The organism is Microbulbifer sp. ABF4_107 (assembly GCF_056312215.1).
Genome location: NZ_CM149983.1, coordinates 3,714,629 through 3,730,085 on the forward strand (window position 1 = coordinate 3,714,629; position 15,457 = coordinate 3,730,085).

Sequence of the window (15,457 nt, forward strand, 5' to 3'; positions counted from 1 at the left end):
ACTGGCCCCGTGAAAAATTAAAAAAATGAATTTCGCGCCAACCTGTTTCACCAATACCCGCTTGTCGCTCTGTGCGAGATTTAATTTTTCGTCCTGCCGAGTCATTATTGTCAGCTCACCAAAAGTGCAATGGGAAAATATGAAGACACAGGATGGTAGTAGCGGTAGGCCGTGTATCGGCATCGCGTTAGGCAGCGGTGCCGCGAAGGGGTTTGCGCATATTGGTGTGCTCAAGGTCCTTCGCGAGATGGGGATTCGTCCCGACGTGATCGCCGGTACATCAATGGGCGCCTTTGTTGGCGCCGCCTATGCCGCCGGCAAGCTCGACAATCTTGAGGAGTGGGTGCGCCAGCTGGATAACTGGAAGGTATTTTCTTTGCTGGATATCAACTGGACCCTGAGCGGCGGTGTTATCGGTGGTATCAAGCCATTTCGTACGTTTTTCGAGGGGTTTGAATTCGACAACATCGAAGATCTTCCCTTGCCCTTTACCGCCGTGGCCACCGACCTGCACAGCGGTCAGGAAATCTGGTTGCAGCAGGGCAACCTGCAGGATGCGGTCAGCGCTTCCTGCTCGATTCCCGGGCTATTATCACCAAAAGCGCTTTCCGGCCGCTGGCTGGTGGATGGTGCGGTGGTTAACCCGGTTCCTGTAGATGTGTGCCGTGCCATGGGGGCAACCCGGGTAATCGCCATTGACGTAATGGAAGATGGCGCACCACTGCTGAACCGGGAGCACCGGGAGGTGGCGAGCGTCGTCAGTGAAAAGTCATCGGTCGAGGATATGTCGATGCTGCAGCAGGAGCGCGCGGAAATGTCCCATCCGGAAGCCGGTGATGACAATAAGGCCCTTGCGGAAGTGGAACAGTCCAACCCCTCCAACGGGCTGGCACGTCTACTGGAGCAGGGTAAAGAACAACTGACCCAGTTCCGCGAGCTGCGCAAGCGCCCGAAAATCGCGCCGCCGGGTATGTTCGATACCATGCACCAGGCCATGGCGATCCTCGAGCGACGTCACAAGCGCACCCGTATGATGGGCTCGCCCCCGGACGTGCTGGTTATGCCCAAGGTGGGTGAAGTGGGTGGCATGGAGTTCTCCCGGGCGACCGAGGCCATTGAGGCCGGCGAGGTGGAAGCCCGCCGTCTGCGCACCTGGATCGAAGATATGGTGGATCAGGGATAGGGGTATGTGGAGTCTCAGGCAAATACGCGCTCTTCTCCACGCAGTTACTCTCCTGATCGCACTTGCCTGTACGCGCGCCGATGCAAGTGACTGGTACGAATACCAGTCTGAAAACTTCACCGTGTACTCTGATGTACCGGAGCGCCGCGTCTATGAACTGATGCGAGACCTGGAGCGGTTTCGCCGCACCGCTCTATCCTTCACCGGTCAGGAAGAAACTCCGGAAAATAAAAACCTGCGGGTGTTCCATTTCCGCGATTCCCGCGAGTTCGGGAAATTTACCGGCGATCGGAAAATTGCCGGCCTCTACCGGGAAACCTGGGAAGGGCCGATCATCTTTTCCCGCGACGGTGACCACGGCATTTCCGGCTCGGGCCTGATTTTCCACGAATACGTCCATCACCTGATGCGCGAGCGCAGCGGTATGACCTACCCGCGCTGGTATTCCGAAGGCTTTGCCGAGCTGCTGGCCAGTGCGGAACTGCGCAAAAAAACCGTACTGGTCGGCGGACTGCCAGAGTGGCGGTTGAGCGCCTGGGCAGAAGATGAACCTCTGACCATCGAACAGCTTCTCGCCCCTCCCCCGCTTACTGCTCAAAATGGTGAAGACAACAGTCGCTACTGGAACAACTACTATGCCAGTGCCTGGCTGCTCACCCACTATTTACAGCTGGGCCACCACGCCGGCCACCCGGACTACCGTGCCGCTACCACCAAGTATCTGAAAGCGGTTGCCGTGGGTGAGAATCCGTTCGAGATTTTCGAAGAACATTTCGGAAAATCCATTGAGGAAATCCAACGCGAAATGCTCGCCTATATGCGCGACGATATTTACCGTCACAAACTGGATATTCCCGAATACACCTACTCCATCCCCCGCCGCGAACTCAATGAAAACGAGCAGCTGTTTCTGCTGGCGAATGAAGCGATGGATTTTGCTAAAGCAGATCTCGCTATGGAGTACCTGAAGCGCAGCGAGCAACAGGGCCTGGGCTGGCAGGAAAACCTCACTGCCATGGCGGTGATTGAAGCGGAAAAGAAGAACTACAAACCCGGTGAAAAAGTGGTTGAGGAAATCGGCGAGCACGGCCAGATCAGCCACCTTACCGCGGCCAATCTCGCCCAATTCTATCTGCTGCGCTTACAGGCACTAACGCTCACCCGCGAGTGGGATGACGAATTTTATGAAGCCGCGGTGAAGTACGGAAAAATCGCTGTACAGATGGGGCCGAATTACATGCCGGGCTACCGTACTCTGTGGACGGCGTATCAGTTGAAGGGGGAAAGCGAAGATGCCCTGCAGATCATGCTGAGCGCCTATCACCAGGCACCGAATCACCTGAACCTCAATGCCACCATGGGATTTTATCTCGCGCACCTGGGCAAAGATGCATTGGCTCGGGAATATCTGGAACGGGTGGTGGCATGGAGCCATTCGGAAGATCTCCGCGCACGTGCGGAGTCTTTGCTTGAGGGTAGAAAATAATCTTGAGAGCCTAAATGCCTCTATTGATTAATTGGAAGGAAGTGTGACTTGAAGGCGCCGCTGCCCGGCACTGCTTTGTGAGACCTTCCGCGAGAGGGACCTCGCGGAAGAGCCCCCATGGATGGGTTTACGGCGTGTCTCACAAAGCAGTGCCGGGTGGCGGCGCCGCCACGTATTCGATCAGTGCACCCAGTGGTGCCGCTCCTGCTTCTCCTGGATCGCTTCCGCAGTCGGTGTCGGCATGGCGCTGACCGGCAAACGCTCGTGGAAGAAGGCCAGGCGCTCATCCCCTTCCACCTCATTCATGGTGGCCGCGTCGAACACCTTGCCGTTGATCACGGTGTACTTCACCTTCTCCGACAGGCGCAGATCTTCCAGCGGATTACCATCTACCACAATGATGTCCGCCAGTTTACCCGGCTCCAGACTGCCGATGTCGTGATCCATACCCAGGTAGCGGGCGCCATCGATGGTACCCGCGCGGAAGGCCTCCCAGGGGGTGAATCCGCCTTGCGCCATCATCCACATTTCCCAGTGGGCGCCGAGACCCTCGCGCTGACCATGGGCACCGATGTGTACGGTCACACCCTTGTCGCGCAGCTGTTTTGCGTGATTGGCCACATCCACGTGGTTGTAGTGGTGATCCGGCGCGGTGGGGCGGCGGATGGAGCGCGGGTTAACGATAAAGTCCGGAGTAAAGCTGGTCAGGCGCTCGTTCTTCCACACCTCGGTGCGGTCGTACCAGTAGTATTCGCCGGAGAGGCCACCGTAGGCCACCACGAACGTCGGCGTATAACCCACGCTGGTCTGGCTCCACATCTGTTCCACGTCGGAATAGATATTGGCGATGGGCAGTGAGTGCTCCACACCGGTGTGTCCATCCACAATCATGTTCATATTGTGCTGGTATTTACCACCGCCTTCCGGCACCACCATAATGCCGTGCTTGCGGCCCGCTTCCAGTACCTGTTGGCGCTGCTCCCTTCTCGGCTGGTTGTAGCTCTTCACTGAAATCGCACCCATTTCCTTCAGGCGGCCCACGTGGAACTCGGCGTCGTCCAGGCTGTTGATCTTGGCCTTGTAGCCGGGGCCCTTGGCGCCGTACAGGATGGTGCCGGTGGAGAAAATGCGCGGGCCGTTGATGATGCCGGCCTTCTGCATTTCTGCCGCCGAGAAGATCTCGCTGCTGTCGTTGGACGGGTCGTGAATGGTGGTCACACCGAACGCCAGGCTGGAGTACAGGTTCCAGTTCTGCTGCGGGATGATCTCCTCGCGGCCCTGGGCACCGTGGGCGTGGGCGTCCACAAGCCCTGGCAGAACGGTCTTGCCGGTGACATCGATGCGCTGGGTACCGGTGGGGATTTCCACTTCATTGTGCGCGCCCACTGCCACGATGCGGTTACCGCGGAACAGCACCACGCCGTTCTCGATCACTTCCCGGGCGGACTCTGCGTCGCGCATGGTCACCACGGTACCGCCGGTCAGCGCCACCAGTTTGTCGCTGTTGGCGAACTGCTGTTTGAAACTGAGATCGATACCCTCGCTCACAGGCTCCGGCAGTTGCTCCGGGGCACCGGCAACAAAATCAAACGCGTCTTTCAAATCGCGCTCGTACAGCTTCGGTCCGTGGGCCCAGCCCAGGGTCTGGCTGTCGCCGGACCAGTGCAGGTTCTCGCCGGCGCGCTTCGACACCTGGGTGACTTTCACAGCGGTGGCGTTGGGACCGATGGACTCGGATTTGCCGGTGTGCATAAACGGTGCGGCAAAGGCTTTGAAGTCCTGGGTGAAGGCTACCCAGCGGCCGTCCGGGGACAGGCGGAAGGAGGTGATCTCGGCGCCGTGCAGGTGCTCGCGCTCGTCCTTGCCGTTGGCATCGACACTTTTGAACACGCGCTTGCCGCCATCGCCGTAGACATACTCGGAGAAGTAGATTCGGTCGCCATCGGCGCCGAAGTGCGGCTCGTAACCGGATTTACTGATGCGGCGCTGCCAGTCGCCATCGGCGTCCGCCAGATCAGATGCCGGGCTCGAGGGAGTACTCCGGGGAGAGCAGGTAGCCGCCGGTAAAGCGGCGGAAGGTTACGGTTTCGCCATCCGGAGAGAAGCTCGGTTCCACATACAGGCCGGGCTCATCGGTGATGGTCTTGCCGCGCCCACTGCGTGCGGAAACCACACGCACCTGGCCGAGTTTCTCGTCATCCCAGGTCACATAGGTGATCTGCTTGCCGTCCCGGGACCAGCTCGGGTAGAACTCGAAGTGCTCATCCTGCCGGGTCAGTCGGCGACGTTCACCGCTGTTCACGTCCTGGACGTAGATTTTGCCCAGGGCCTGGAAGGCGATCTGCTTGCCGTCCGGAGACTTCTGCGCCCAGCGGATCATTTTCACGTCGAACTGTTCCGGGGCTACATCCACCGGGAAGCGCACCGCATCGGCGACCTTCTTCTCGGTCTTGATATGCGCGACGATCTCGCGGGCGCCACGCTCGAGGCTGCTGCCATCGGCGTTGATACGCAGGAACTTGCCACCGCTCCACACGATCAGGGATTTACCGTCCGGCATCCAGTCGTAGTGCACATAGTTGCCGTGGGAGCCAAAGGACTCCTGCAGGTCGCGCTCAAGACCGGTGTAGATGGGTTTTTCCAGGCCGCTATTCAGGTCTTTCACGAACATGGAGGTCTGGTCGTCCTGGCGGCGGATAAACGCCAGCTTTTCACCATCCGGTGACGGTACCGGGGCGATGGAACCGCCGGGGCCGGAGACAAAGGTCTCTTCCTTGCCGTCCTGCAGGTCGTAGCGGTTGATGGCGAAGATCTGCTGGGTGGAGTTCTTGTTGTACTCCCAGACCGTGCCCGGGGTAGTGTCGATGGCGTAATAGATGTAGCGGCCATCCGGGGAGAAGACCGCGTCGGAGATGTTCTTCTGTGCGATATCGCCGCCGATGCGCGCCTTGATCTGGCGACCTTCACCGCCGCCGTAGTGGTACATCCAGATTTCCCCGGCGGGGATACTGCGGCCACTCATAAAGCCCTTGCGCGCCACCAGGTGCTGGCCATCCGGGCTGAAGTTGGGGGCGTGTACCAGGTTTTCTTTCTCGGTGGTCAGCTGGCGCAGATTCTCGCCGTTGCGGTCCATGATCCAGATATTGTCGGCGCCGTCACGGTCGCTGACGAACACGATGGACTTTCCATCTGGGCTGAAGCGCGGCTGGATATTCCACGCGATTTCGCTGGTAATCGCCTTGGCTTCGCCGCCATTGACCGACATTTCATAGATGTCGCCCAGCATATCGAAGACGATGGTCTCGCCGTCCGGGCTGATATCCAGGTTGCTCCAGGTGGTCTCGCGGGTATCGAGGGGGATGGCCTTGAACTCAAACGGCGGCTTGTTCACATCCCATTTGTCCGCGTCTTTTTTGGCTTCTTCCGCCGCCGCAGCCAGCGGCAGGGTCATGGCGAGGCTGGCGCCGCCGATCAGGCGCGCGAGCTTGCGCATTCTGGTTTTTATCATTTTGGCTCCCGGGGTAATTGGAGTTTCTGCAGTAAAAGGCTTGCCGGCGCCCCCGGGTCGGGCGCGCCGTAAAAACTACCCGTCAAATTAATGAAATATTGCTGATAGGCAACAAAACGACGCCGAACGGCACAAAGTTCGGAATATTCCGATGGCGCGGGATAATTTCCCGCGGCGGGCTGTAGCTGCATGCAAAATAACCCCTTACAACAGTGGTCTATATCGGGGAGCCGCGCGATATCGATAGAGGCTCTAGACTTGCCCTATCGCCAACGGCCGGGCAGCGCTCATGAACCACCAGCAATCGTCGGGTACCGAGTCCGACCGTCCCAAGAGTGACAGCGACATCCTGCAGGAACAGATGCAGGAGAGCCTGCACGAGTACCACCGCAACAACCGCTCCCTGTTTCTTTCTTCTCTGGCCGCGGGATTGGAGATCGGCTTCAGCCTGTTTCTGATGGCGGCGTTTTACAGTCATTTCAGCCATGAGGCGGATGCGCGGGTCATGTACTTTCTGATGGCGCTCAGTTACCCCATCGGCTTTATCCTGGTGATCATCGGCCGCACGGACTTGTTCACCGAGCACACCACCCTCGCCATACTGCCGGTCCTCAGCGGGCGCGAATCCGTACCCAGCCTGTTCCGGGTTTGGGCGGTGATCTACGGCGGCAACATGCTCGGCGCGCTGTTGTTCAGCATCCTGTTTGTGCAGTTTGTGGAAATGACCGAACGGCTGGATGGCGGGGTTTTCGGCTACTACGGCGCCAAGCTGATGGCGGACAACGTCAGCGGCCAGTTTGTGGGTGCCATCTTTGCCGGCTGGCTGATGGGCCTGCTGGGGTGGATGGTGGCGTCCTCGGCGGAAACCATCAGCCGCATGGCAGTGGTGGCGTTGATCACTTTTGTGATCGGCCTTGGCGGCCTCGCCCACTGTATCGCCGGCGCAGTGGGAATCTTCAGCGCCCTGCTCAGCGACAATTCGTCGGTCCCCCTGACCGGCGGCCTGATGTTTCTCGCCGTTGCCACCGTTGGCAATACCATCGGCGGCTCCATCTTTGTCGGCCTGCTCAAATACAGCTATGTGGTCAACGGCCACGATTGAGTAACACCCGCCGATTCGCGCTGGTGGGTTGAGATCTGTGGCTTGGCCGCCCACAATTGCCGGCGATTTTTTCTCATCTACACGGAATTCCCATGACCATCGACGTCGTCATCCTCGCCGCCGGCAAAGGCACCCGCATGCGCTCCGACCTGCCCAAAGTCCTGCACCCCATTGGCGGTGTACCCATGCTGGGGCGGGTGATCGACAGCGCGAAGCGTCTGGGGGATGTGGCGATTACCGTGGTCATCGGCCACGGCGCCGAGCTGGTGCGTGAGCGCTTTGCCGACAGCGGGGTGCAGTTTGTCGAGCAGACCGAACAGCTGGGCACCGGCCACGCCGTGGCCCAGGCGATCCCGAACTTCCGCGAAGGTGCCACGGTGCTGGTGTTATATGGCGACGTACCGCTGGTAAAAACCGCCACCCTGGAAGATCTGCTCAAAGCTTCCGCGAGCGGCCCGGCTTTGTTGTCCGTAGTGATGGACGATCCCTCCGGCTACGGCCGTATCGTGCGCGACACCGCCAACGCGGTGCAGGCGATTGTGGAGCACAAAGACGCCGACGAGGCCACCCTCACTATCCGTGAGATCAACACCGGCATCCTCGCCGCCCCGGGCAAACTGCTGGCCCAGTGGCTGCCGGAACTCTCCAACGACAACGCCCAGGGTGAGTACTACCTGACCGACGTGATCGCGCGCTCGGTCAGCGAAAAAATCGCCGTTACCGGCGTGATCGCCGACGATCCCTTTGAAGTGGCCGGCGTCAACAGCCGTGCCCAGCAGGCGGAACTGGAGCGCGCGCTGCAGGCAGACACTGCCAATACACTGATGACTGCCGGTGTGACCCTGCTGGATCCCGCCCGTATTGATGTGCGCGGCAATCTCACCTGCGGCGCCGACGTCTCCATCGATATCAACTGTATTTTCGAGGGCGAAGTTTCCCTCGGCGACAATGTGCAGATCGGCCCGAATTGCCTGCTGAAGAACTGCCAGCTGGCGGCGGGTACCGTGGTAGAAGCCAACTCCATTATCGAAGACGCCATCGTCGGCGAAACCTGCACCATTGGCCCCTTCGCTCGCCTGCGCCCGGGCACCGAACTGGCCAACGGAGCCAAGGTGGGCAACTTCGTCGAAACCAAGAAGGCCAGGATCGGCCTCGGCAGCAAGGTGAACCACCTGTCCTATATCGGCGATGCGGAAGTGGGTGAAGGCGTAAACATTGGCGCCGGTACCATCACCTGTAACTACGATGGCGTGAACAAATCCAAAACCGTAATTGGCGATGGCGCCTTTATTGGCTCCAACTCCGCACTCGTTGCCCCGGTCGAAATTGGCGCCGGTGCGACCATTGGCGCTGGCTCCACCATTACCCGCGAAGTGAGTGCTGACGAACTGGCTGTGGCCCGTGGTAAGCAGCGCAATATCAGTGGTTGGCAGCGGCCTACCAAGAAGTCCTGAGTCTCGTGGTCCTGGGTGCTTCGAATTTGGTTGGGTGGCGACGGAGCACCGGGTAAAGGTTTTCAGGACCGCTGTGAACCCATCCCTGGGCGCTGCGGCGCAAACATCCTGTTTGCGACGCTCCTGAAAACCTTTACCCGGCACTCCACCTTCAGTCGAACCCAATTCACTTCGAAAGAACTTTCCTAGTCTACTAACGAAGTCAATGGGGTTAAGAGAAGGCAAAGTGCCGGGTGTTAATTTTCGAAAGCGTCGGCGACAGGGACGTCGCCGACGCAGCGTACATGGATGTATTCACAGCGGTTTCGAAAATTAACACCCGGTGATTTGCCGCCACCGAACTCCGAAAAAACGGACCCCGTAACCCCGAAAACCCCCAACTACACTGAAAGCATCGGAATCCAAGGAACCCAGCCGATGCATAAACCCCGCCTGCAGCTCCAGGCTTCCTTCGATATCGCCTATCTCCAGTACCTGGACAAACAGGGCCGGGAGACACAGCCCCTGCCGGAGTTCGCCAGCCCCGACTGGCTCACCCACTGCCACCGGCAAATGCAATTGGCCCGGCTAGTGGACGACCGCGCGGTAAAACTCCAGCGCACCGGCCGCCTCGGCACCTATCCCTCCACCCTCGGCCAGGAAGCCATCGGCATCGCCACCGGCAACGCGCTGATGGCCGAAGACGTCTACTGCCCCTACTACCGAGAAACCGGCGCCCTGCTTGAGCGCGGTGTGGAGATTGAAGAGATCCTCGCCAACTGGAGTGGCGACGAGCGTGGGCAGAATTTCCAGCACGCGCCGAAGGATCTGCCCATCTGCGTACCCATCGCCACCCAGATGCTGCACGCCGCCGGTGTTGCGTTTGCGCTGAAATACCGCCACCAGCAGCAGGGCATTCCTCTACAGGTAGCGGTTGCCAGCTCCGGCGAAGGCGCCACTTCCAAGGGGGACTTCTACGAGGCCATGAACCTCGCCGGGGTGTGGAAGCTACCCATGGTGTTTGTGGTGAACAACAACCAATGGGCCATATCAGTGCCGCGCGCCGCGCAAACCGGTACCCAGACCATCGCGCAGAAAGCCATCGCCGCCGGTATCCCGGCGCTGCAGGTGGATGGCAACGACGTGGTGGCCGTGGCCTGGGCGGTGCGGGACGCCATACAGCGGGCGCGCGAAGGTGAAGGTCCGGCGCTGATCGAGGCAATTAGCTACAGACTATGCGACCACACCACCGCCGATGATGCCAGCCGCTACCGCGGTGCCGAGGAGCTGGAGCAGGCCTGGCAGTGGGAACCGATCAAACGGCTGGATACCTATCTACGGGATCAGGGCCTGTGGAGCGATGCCAGGCAGCAGGACCTGGACCGCGAGCTGGCACAGATTATGGAAGCGGCGCTGAATAACTGGGAATCCCGCGCACCGGAACCGGTGACCGCCATCTTCGATCATCTCTACGCGCAATTGCCGGAAGGGCTGTACGAGCAGTACGACCAGTTGCGCGACGAGCAGCATCGGGAATTGCAGAAAGGCACGGTGATTGGGGGAAAGGGTTAGATGGCCGAACAAAACAGTGCGATCACCCTGGTGGAAGCGGTCGCCCAGGCGCTGGCCTACGAGCTCAAAAACAACCCGGAAGTGGTGGTGTTCGGGCAAGATATTGGTGCGAACGGCGGCGTATTCCGGGCAACCGACGGGTTGCAGAAAACCTTCGGTGCAGACCGGGTGCTGGACACCCCACTGGCCGAGACCATGATCGCCGGCATCGCCGTGGGTATGGCCACCCAGGGACTTCGCCCAGTGGCCGAGTTCCAGTTTATGGGCTTTATCTACCCGGGTCTCGATCATATCCTCAGCCACGCCGCACGCATGCGCAATCGCACCCGCGGCCGCCTAGGCTGCCCCATCGTCTACCGCGCCCCCTATGGTGGCGGCATTCACGCCCCGGAGCACCACAGCGAGAGCACCGAGGCGATCTTTGCGCATATCCCCGGTCTGCGAGTGGTGGTGCCCTCCTCCCCCGCGCGTGCCTATGGTCTGCTGCTGGCGGCCATTCGCGATCCGGACCCGGTGATCTTTCTTGAACCCAAACGCATTTACCGCGCGGCCAGACAGCCGGTACCGGACGATGGCGAGTCCCTGCCCCTGGACCGCGCTTTTGTCCTGCGTGAAGGCAGCGACCTGACTATGGTGGCCTGGGGCGCAAGCGTCCGCGAGACTCTCGCCGCCGCTGAACAGTTGTCCCGCGACGGCATTGAGGCGGAAGTCATTGACCCCGCCACCCTCAAGCCCCTGGATATCCACACCATCATCGATTCCCTGGAGAAAACCCGCCGCTGCGTGGTGGTCCACGAAGCCGCGCGCTTTGGTGGTTTGGGGGCGGAAATCGCCGCACAGATTCAGGAGTACGCCTTCGACCTGCTTGATGCGCCGGTGCAGCGGGTCACCGGTTACGACACGGTGATGCCCTATTACCAGCTGGAAAATGCCTATCTGCCCGGAGTCGAGCGCATCCTGGCTGGCGCCCGCTCTGCACTTAACTATGTTCGCGACGGCGTCCGCGAACACGGAGTGGAGGGAGGCCGATGAAGATCTTCAAACTCCCCGACCTGGGTGAAGGCCTGCCGGATGCGGTGATTCGCGAATGGCATGTGGACGAGGGTGACAGCGTCAAAGCGGATCAGACCCTGGTGACCGTGGAAACCGCCAAGGCACTGGTAGAGGTTCCCTCCCCCTATTCCGGCACGGTGGAAACCCTGTTTGCCGCGGAAGGCGAGACCCTGGAAACCGGCCAGCCGCTGATCGGATTTGCCGGTGCGGAGCCGGGTTCAGCGCCAGAGCCGGAAAGCAAACCTGCAAGTGAACCCAACAGCGACAGCGGCACCGTGGTGGGCAAGATCGAACAGGGCAGTGAGGCACTGGCTGTAGAGCAGCGCCCCATTGCCAATCGCCCCCGCTGCGCCACTCCCGCAATCCGCGCCCTCGCCCGCCGGCTCAAGGTCGATCTGGCCGATCTGCATCCGTCCGGCGCCCGCTTCAGTGAAGCGGAAGTGCGCGCCGCGGCGCGCGGTGAAAACCTGCCGCGCTGGAGCGAAAAACCAGAGAAAAGCAACCAAACCGTCGCGAAAGAGCGCGAAAAGACCACATCCGAATCCAGTGAAATGGCCCCCGCCCGTCGCGCGATGATGCTGGCCATGAATCGCGCCCGCGACCAGGTCTGCCCCATGACCCTGTTCGACGAGGTGGATATCTCCGACTGGCCCAAAGGCACCAGCGCCACCCTGCGCCTGCTCAAAGCCATCGCCCTGGCCGCCGCAGACGAGCCAAACCTCAATGCCCATTTTGAAAACGACGTGCTGGAACCGAAATCCCCGGTCAACGTGGGTCTGGCGGTGGACGCGCCCAAAGGCCTGTTTGTGCCGGTGATCAAAGATGTCGGCGCTCAGAGCGAGGATGCGCTGCAGGAAACTATCGCCCGCTTCAAACAGCAGGTCAATGAAGGTGCCATCCCCCAGCAGGACCTGCAGGACGCCACCATCCACCTCTCCAATTTCGGCAGCCTGGCGGGCCGCTTCGCCACCCCGGTGGTAGTCCCGCCACTGGTATGTATCGTCGGCGCCGGCCGCGCGCACAAGGCGGTGCTGCCCCACAAAGGGAAGGCCCGGGTGCGCAAACTGCTGCCCCTGTCGATAACCGCCGACCACCGCGCGGTTACCGGGGGTGAACTGGCCAGATTCCTGAAAGCCGTCAAAGCCTATCTCGGCAAAAGTCAGGTGTGAACTTCAGTTTCGGTTTGCTATGCTTAAATTACGAAACGAAACTTAAGCGAGCATGTCCAAACGCTCATGTCCAAGCGTAACACCCAACAGCGCCGCCACCAGATACTCAGCCAGATCAACGACCTGGGCGAAGCCAGCGTCGAGGAACTGGCGCGCCAGTTCGAAACCTCAGAAGTTACGATCCGAAAGGATCTGGCAGCCATGGAAGTCAGCGGCCTGCTGCTGCGCCGCCACGGCGGCGCCATCCCCCTGCCCCGGGAGCTGGTAGCCGAAGACCCCCTGTCCCAGACCAAGCGCGCCATCGGCCGCGCCGCCGCCGAACTGATCCGCGACCACAACCGCATCGTCATCGACTACGGCCGCACCACCACGGGCCTCATCCCCGAGCTCAACCACAAGCGCGGCCTCGTCGTCATGACCAACTCCCTCCATGTCGCCAACCAACTGCGGGAACTGGAAAACGAACCCACCCTGCTGATGACCGGCGGCACCTGGGATCCCCACTTCGAGGCTTTCCAGGGCCAGGTCGCCGAACAGGTCCTGCGCGGCTACGACTTCGACCAGGCCTTTATCGGCGCCGACGGCATCGACCTCGAGCGCGGCACCTGCACCTTCAACGAGCAGATTGGCCTGTCCCGCGTCATGGCCGATGTCGCCCGCGAAGTAGTGGTGATGGCGGAGTCCAGCAAGGTGGGGCGACGGATTCCGAATCTGGAACTGAGCTGGGAAATGTTCGGTACCTTAGTGACCGACAGCGGCATCGAAGACAAGGTTTGTGCACAACTGGAAAGCAGGGGCCTGCGAGTCATCTGCGCAGAAGTGAATTAACAACGAAACAGAGTGTGTAAATCACTCGAAACCATGACGAGAAGGCGGCGATGCCGGGTAAGGGTGGGCGAGACCTTCTGCGAGAGGGACCTCGCAGAAGAGCCCCCATGGATGGGTTCACGGCGTGTCTCGCCCACCCTTACCCGGTAGCGCCGCCGCCACAAAACCAATTATGTGGCACCGAACCGAAATACCGAGGTAAGAAATATGTGTGGAATCGTAGGCGCCCTGGGCCAAAGAAACGTAACCGGAATCCTGTTGGAAGGACTGCGTCGACTGGAATACCGCGGCTATGACTCCGCCGGTGTGTGCCTCGTCAACGGCGACGGCAAACTGCAACTGCGCAAAACCCAGGGCAAGGTCGCCGACCTGGAATCCGCCCTCGACGACAGTCCCACCGCCGGCCAGCTCGGTATCGCCCACACCCGCTGGGCCACCCACGGCGTCCCCTCGGATAAAAACTCCCACCCGCACGCCTCCGGCAACTTCGCCCTGGTGCACAACGGCATCATCGAAAACTATCAGGAACTGCGTGACGAACTCATCAGCAAAGGCTATGAATTCCAGTCGGAGACCGACACCGAAGTCGTCGTCCACCTGATCCACGAGCTCGCCAAAGAAAACCGCGACCTGCTGCAAGCCGTCTCCGCCGCCACCGAAAAACTGCACGGCGCCTACGCCCTCGGCGTCGTCTGCTCCACCGAACCCGAGCGCCTGGTCTGCGCGCGCCTTGGCAGTCCCCTGGTGATCGGCGTCGGCTATGACGAAAACTTTATCGCCTCCGACCCCATGGCCCTGCAACAGGTCACCGACCGCTTTATTTTTTTAGAGGAAGGCGACATTGCCGAAGTCTCCCGCGACGGCATTGCCATCTGGGACAAGACCGGTGAAGAAGTTAGCCGGCCGGTGAACAAACTGCAGGGCGGTCACGACGCCGCCGACAAGGGCCGCTACCGCCACTACATGCAGAAAGAAATTTTCGAGCAGCCCAAAGTGGTCGAAGCCACCATGGCCGGCCGCATCGGCGAACACTCGGTACTGTCCCAGGCTCTCGGCACCGCCGCCAACGAAATTCTGCCCCAGGTAAAACAGGTACAGATCGTCGCCTGCGGTACCAGCTACCACGCCGGCCTCGTCGCCCGCTACTGGATCGAAGACTGGGCCGGCGTCCCCTGCTCCGTCGAAGTCGCCAGCGAAATCCGCTACCGCAAAACCGCTGTGCGCCCGGGCACTCTGTTTGTCACCATCTCCCAGTCTGGCGAAACCGCCGACACCCTCGCCGCGCTGCGACAGGCCAAAGAGCTCGGCTACCTCGCCTCCATGACCATCTGCAACGTGCCCAACAGCTCGCTGGTGCGCGAATCCGAACTGCACCTGATGACCGAAGCCGGCCCGGAAATCGGCGTCGCCTCCACCAAAGCCTTCACCACCCAGCTGGTCGCCCTGCAGATATTCTGTATTGCACTGGCCAAAGCCAACGGCATGAGCAGCGAGCGCGAAGCGGAACTCATTGATGCCCTGCACCAGCTTCCGAAACTGATGGAAAAATTCACCGGCCTCGACGCTCTGGTAAAAGCCACCAGTGAAGCCTTCGCGGAAAAAAATCACGCACTCTTTTTAGGTCGCGGCGTCGAATACCCAATCGCTCTGGAAGGCGCGCTCAAACTGAAAGAAATTTCCTACATCCACGCCGAAGCCTACCCTGCCGGCGAACTCAAACACGGCCCACTGGCACTGGTGGATGCAGACATGCCGGTGATCGTCGTTGCACCAAACGATGAACTGCTGGAAAAACTGAAATCCAACCTGCAGGAAGTACGCGCTCGGGGTGGCGAACTGTTTGTATTTGCCAGCCCACAATCGGGCTTCAACAGTGAGGCAGGCGTAACCGTAGTGGAAGTCCCGGAAGCACCGGAAAGCCTGTCTCCCATTTTATATACGGTGCCATTGCAGTTATTGAGTTACCACGTGGCCTTGCTGAAAGGTACCGACGTGGATCAGCCGCGTAATCTGGCTAAATCGGTTACGGTGGAATAATTCGAAAATTTTTTTCGTGAAATATGGGTCGCTATTGCGGCCCATATTCGTTTTACAATTTACAAAATAAAAGAATGAAACCATCG

Annotated in this window: 11 protein-coding genes; 9 read left to right on the forward strand and 2 right to left on the reverse strand. The window is 60.1% G+C overall.

All coding sequences use genetic code 11. The features are described from left to right. Positions 1–139: 139 nt before the first annotated feature. Together ACYX4K_RS15225 and ACYX4K_RS15230 are read left to right on the forward strand one after the other, a co-directional pair. Complete coding sequence (locus tag ACYX4K_RS15225) at positions 140–1,183, forward strand: patatin-like phospholipase family protein (RefSeq protein ID WP_475091299.1); 1,044 nt, start codon at positions 140–142, stop codon at positions 1,181–1,183. Between the two features lie 4 nt (positions 1,184–1,187). Further along, complete coding sequence (locus tag ACYX4K_RS15230; protein WP_475091298.1) at positions 1,188–2,669, forward strand: tetratricopeptide repeat protein; 1,482 nt, start codon at positions 1,188–1,190, stop codon at positions 2,667–2,669. A gap of 180 nt (positions 2,670–2,849) precedes the next feature. Here ACYX4K_RS15230 and ACYX4K_RS15235 read toward each other — a convergent pair whose 3' ends face one another. Both ACYX4K_RS15235 and ACYX4K_RS15240 read right to left on the reverse strand, forming a co-directional pair. Further along, on the reverse strand, positions 2,850–4,559 hold the full coding sequence (locus ACYX4K_RS15235; protein WP_475091297.1) for an amidohydrolase family protein: 1,710 nt from the start codon (positions 4,557–4,559) through the stop codon (positions 2,850–2,852). Positions 4,560–4,683: 124 nt separating this feature from the next. Further along, positions 4,684–6,177 (reverse strand): hypothetical protein, encoded by a 1,494-nt coding sequence (locus ACYX4K_RS15240; protein WP_475091296.1) that lies wholly within the window; start codon positions 6,175–6,177, stop codon positions 4,684–4,686. Positions 6,178–6,466: 289 nt separating this feature from the next. Between ACYX4K_RS15240 and ACYX4K_RS15245 the strand changes: the two genes are divergently transcribed. The 7 genes from ACYX4K_RS15245 to glmS all read left to right on the forward strand — a co-directional run bounded on the left by ACYX4K_RS15245 (position 6,467) and on the right by glmS (position 15,371). After that, positions 6,467–7,279, forward strand: a complete 813-nt coding sequence (locus ACYX4K_RS15245; protein ID WP_475091295.1) for a formate/nitrite transporter family protein — start codon at positions 6,467–6,469, stop codon at positions 7,277–7,279. A gap of 92 nt (positions 7,280–7,371) precedes the next feature. Continuing rightward, positions 7,372–8,733 (forward strand): bifunctional UDP-N-acetylglucosamine diphosphorylase/glucosamine-1-phosphate N-acetyltransferase GlmU, encoded by a 1,362-nt coding sequence (gene glmU / locus ACYX4K_RS15250; protein WP_475091294.1) that lies wholly within the window; start codon positions 7,372–7,374, stop codon positions 8,731–8,733. A 417-nt stretch (positions 8,734–9,150) separates the two neighbouring features. Beyond that, positions 9,151–10,284, forward strand: coding sequence for a pyruvate dehydrogenase (acetyl-transferring) E1 component subunit alpha (pdhA, locus tag ACYX4K_RS15255; protein WP_475091293.1), 1,134 nt, complete (start codon positions 9,151–9,153; stop codon positions 10,282–10,284). Next, the gene (locus ACYX4K_RS15260; RefSeq protein ID WP_475091292.1) at positions 10,285–11,316 is read left to right on the forward strand and encodes an alpha-ketoacid dehydrogenase subunit beta; all 1,032 of its coding nucleotides are present in this window, start codon (positions 10,285–10,287) and stop codon (positions 11,314–11,316) included. Further along, positions 11,313–12,506 carry a dihydrolipoamide acetyltransferase family protein gene (locus tag ACYX4K_RS15265; RefSeq protein WP_475091291.1) on the forward strand — a complete coding sequence of 398 codons (1,194 nt, stop codon included), beginning with the start codon at positions 11,313–11,315 and terminating at the stop codon, positions 12,504–12,506. The genes ACYX4K_RS15260 and ACYX4K_RS15265 overlap by 4 nt, the downstream gene beginning before the upstream one ends. A 66-nt stretch (positions 12,507–12,572) precedes the next feature. Next, positions 12,573–13,334 carry a DeoR/GlpR family DNA-binding transcription regulator gene (locus ACYX4K_RS15270; protein ID WP_475091290.1) on the forward strand — a complete coding sequence of 254 codons (762 nt, stop codon included), beginning with the start codon at positions 12,573–12,575 and terminating at the stop codon, positions 13,332–13,334. 207 nt (positions 13,335–13,541) lie between these two features. Then, entirely contained in the window at positions 13,542–15,371 is a 1,830-nt protein-coding gene (gene glmS / locus ACYX4K_RS15275) for a glutamine--fructose-6-phosphate transaminase (isomerizing) (protein WP_475091289.1), read from the forward strand. The last annotated feature ends 86 nt before the right edge of the window (positions 15,372–15,457 follow it).